Here is a 2,938-nt window from a genome sequence, read left to right as displayed (position 1 = left end):
ATCGCATCAGACGCGCGCGCCCGGCAGGCGCCGCACCACAGGAAAGGCCCACGGATGACCCGCCGAAGCACCTTCACCGACCAGTCGGTCACGTACGGAGCAATCGGGGCGACCCTCGCGCCCGATCTGCTGCGCTACCCGCCCGCCGGCTACCGTCCGTCCGAAGACGCGGTGCGTCTCGGATCGGGACTCGCGCGCTTCGAGCGCGCCGCGGAGTCGCTCATGACGTGGGGCATTCAACGCGGCTCGGGCTTCGAGGTCTCCGACATCTCGACCGGGACGGGCGCCCAGTACCCGGGCATCGTCTACGACGCCGAGGGTGCGCCGCTCGCCGAGCAGCCGGCCCCGCGCATCGAGGAGCGGTTCGGCGCCGACGGCACCCCGTACATCGCCGCCGGCATGACGGCGACGCTCGAGCGCAAGAAGCGGATCGGCACCGAGCAGATCCCCGTGCTCATCGTCTACGTCATCGACGAGCCCGGACGCATGGGCTTCGCGTACGGCACGACCGCCGAGGGCCCCGAGAGCGGCGAGGAGTCGTTCATCGTCGAACACCGCGACGACGACACCGTGTGGCTCACGATCCGATCGATCTTCGCGACGACCGGCGTCACTGCGCCGATGCAGCGCAAGCGTCGCCGCGAGCTCACCCGCCTCGAACTGCGGGCGCTGCACCCCGCCGGCGGCGTCTAGTCGTGGGATCCGCCCTGCCGCTCGGCGACCCGGCACCGGCCGACGGGCTCCTGCCCGTGTCCGCCGCCATCGGCGCCGATGATCGCGCATTCGGCGTGTACCTCCACGTGCCGTTCTGCCGCGTGCGCTGCGGGTACTGCGACTTCAACACCTACACCTCCGACGAGCTCCGAGGCGCGCGCCAGGTCGACTACGCCGACCACGCGATCGCCGAGATCCGGATGTCGCGGCAGATGCTCGAGGCATCCGCTGTGCCTGCGCGCCCCGCGTCGACGGTCTTCTTCGGCGGCGGCACGCCGACGCTGCTGCCCGCCGACGACCTCGTGCGCATGCTCGGCGCCATCCGTGACGAGTTCGGATTCCAACCCGGCGCCGAGGTCACCACCGAGGCGAACCCCGATTCGGTCGGCCCCGACGATCTTGTTCGGCTCGCCGAGGGCGGCTTCACCCGCGTCTCGTTCGGCATGCAGTCGGCCGTGCCGCACGTGCTCGCCGCGCTCGACCGCACGCACGACCCGGCGCGGGTGCCGCTCGTCGTGCGCTGGGCCCGCGACGCGGGGCTCGACGTCAGCCTCGACCTGATCTACGGCACGCCGGGAGAGTCGATCGACGACTGGCGTCGCAGCGTCGAGGCCGTCGTTGCAGAGCGACCCGACCACGTGAGCGCCTACGCCCTGATCGTCGAAGACGGCACGAAGCTCGCCCGACAGATCCGGCGCGGCGAGCTCGCGCAGCCCGACGACGACCTCGAGGCCGACATGTACGAGCTGGCCGACGACCTGCTCGCCGCGGCGGGATACGAGTGGTACGAGGTCAGCAACTGGGCGACGGATGCCTCGCACCGGTCACGGCACAACCTCGGCTACTGGCGCGGCGACGACTGGTGGGGTGTGGGCCCCGGTGCGCACAGCCACGTCGGCGGTGTGCGCTGGTGGAACGCGAAGCACCCCTCGGCCTACGCCGACCGGGTGACCGCTGAGGTCTCACCCGCGGTCGGCCGCGAGACGCTCGACGGTCCGACCCGCGAGGTCGAGCGCGTGCTGCTCCTCACGCGCATCCGCGAGGGCATCAGGATCGAGACCCTGCACGCGGGTGGCCGGCATGCGGTGGCCGGCCTCATGGCAGACGGCCTCATCGACGCGAAAGCCGCCCTCTCAGGAGTGGTGACACTCACCAGGAGAGGGCGGCTGCTCGCGGACGCCGTGGTCAGGCGCCTGCTCGACGATTCGTCGGAGCTCAGCTCACGAACTTGATCGAGAGCGGGTAGGTGTACGGCTGGCCCTGGTTGGCCTTCACCGCGGCGATGATGCTGAAGATGATCGTCACGATGCCGACCGCGATCACCACGAAGATGCCGATGATGATGAAGGTCAGGATGATGCCGACCACGTAGGCGATCGCCATCGTGATCTGGAAGTTCAGCGCGGTCGCGGTGTGCGCACGCACGAACGGGCCCTTGTCCTTCAGGACCAAGTAGCCGATCAGGGCCGGGATGAAGCTGAAGAAGATGCCGCCGATGTGGATCAGCGTCGCCCAGAGCTTCTCGTCGGCCGGGCTCAGCTGCTGGCTCGGCTGCTCGTAGGGGTTGCCGGGAGGCGGGGGAGGCGGGGTTGCACCGGACATGATGTCTCCTTGGTCGACTCGCCCGGGGGCGAGGTTCGGTCTCGTCGCCCGACGGGCGAGGTTCGAAACACTCCATGCTGGCACAGCAGGGCGCGCCGGGTGAAGACCCCGCCCGGCGCGCTCAGTGCCGGCCGGCTACTTGATGAGGCGGATGGCGAACGGGTAGCGGTAGTGCTGGCCGTCCTTCGCCTTGAGGAAGGCGATGATCGAGAAGACGACGCTCACGATCCAGGCGGCCCAGACGATGAAGACGCCGATGAGGATGAACGTGAGGATCGAGCCCACGATGTAGGCGAAGACGATCGTGATCTGGAAGTTCAGCGCCTCTTTCGCCTCGGTGTTGGTGAACGAGCCGCGGTCCTTGAAGATGAGCCAGATGATGAGCGACGGGAGGAATCCGACGATGCCGCCGAGGTGGGCGAAGGAGCCCCACTGCACGTCCTGCTCCTGCGAGAGGGGCGCCGCGGCGACCGGCTGTGGTGCGCCCTGCGGCGCGGCGGGCGGCGGTGTCGGCTGACCGTCGGCGTCGGGGGCGGGAATGTTGGAATCGGTCATGGTGCGTGCCTTTCAGGGGGCTCTCAGATGAACCGCATCTCGCGCGACGGGGGTCGCTGCAAAGGGG

4 protein-coding genes are annotated in these 2,938 nt (G+C 69.4%); 2 read left to right on the top strand and 2 right to left on the bottom strand.

The genetic code is table 11. The features are described 5' to 3' along the window. The first annotated feature begins 54 nt into the window (after window positions 1-54). Together VIP82_RS07725 and hemW are read left to right on the top strand one after the other, a co-directional pair. The gene (locus VIP82_RS07725; protein WP_331907304.1) at window positions 55-693 is read left to right on the top strand and encodes a DUF1990 domain-containing protein; all 639 of its coding nucleotides are present in this window, start codon (window positions 55-57) and stop codon (window positions 691-693) included. A 2-nt stretch (window positions 694-695) separates the two neighbouring features. Further along, on the top strand, window positions 696-1,946 hold the full coding sequence (gene hemW / locus VIP82_RS07720; protein ID WP_331907302.1) for a radical SAM family heme chaperone HemW: 1,251 nt from the start codon (window positions 696-698) through the stop codon (window positions 1,944-1,946). Here hemW and VIP82_RS07715 read toward each other — a convergent pair. Both VIP82_RS07715 and VIP82_RS07710 read right to left on the bottom strand, forming a co-directional pair. Further along, entirely contained in the window at window positions 1,930-2,316 is a 387-nt protein-coding gene (locus VIP82_RS07715; protein ID WP_331907300.1) for a DUF4870 domain-containing protein, read from the bottom strand. The two genes, hemW and VIP82_RS07715, sit on opposite strands and share 17 nt — an antisense overlap. Before the next feature lie 135 nt (window positions 2,317-2,451). Further along, the gene (locus VIP82_RS07710) at window positions 2,452-2,871 is read right to left on the bottom strand and encodes a DUF4870 domain-containing protein (protein ID WP_331907298.1); all 420 of its coding nucleotides are present in this window, start codon (window positions 2,869-2,871) and stop codon (window positions 2,452-2,454) included. Between the last annotated feature and the right edge of the window lie 67 nt (window positions 2,872-2,938).

This window comes from Microbacterium sp., from assembly GCF_036566905.1.
Classification (GTDB): Bacteria; Actinomycetota; Actinomycetes; order Actinomycetales; family Microbacteriaceae; genus Microbacterium.
Note: the sequence above shows the minus strand (reverse complement) of the source record. Positions and strands in the feature narration are given on the sequence as shown.

Bases quoted from the DNA above. Each gene is read 5' to 3' on its own strand.
- VIP82_RS07710 (WP_331907298.1), bottom strand. From the start codon at position 2,871: ATGACCGATTCCAACATTCCCGCCCCCGACGCCGACGGTCAGCCGACA.
- VIP82_RS07715 (WP_331907300.1), bottom strand. From the start codon at position 2,316: ATGTCCGGTGCAACCCCGCCTCCCCCGCCTCCCGGCAACCCCTACGAG.
- VIP82_RS07725 (WP_331907304.1), top strand. From the start codon at position 55: ATGACCCGCCGAAGCACCTTCACCGACCAGTCGGTCACGTACGGAGCA.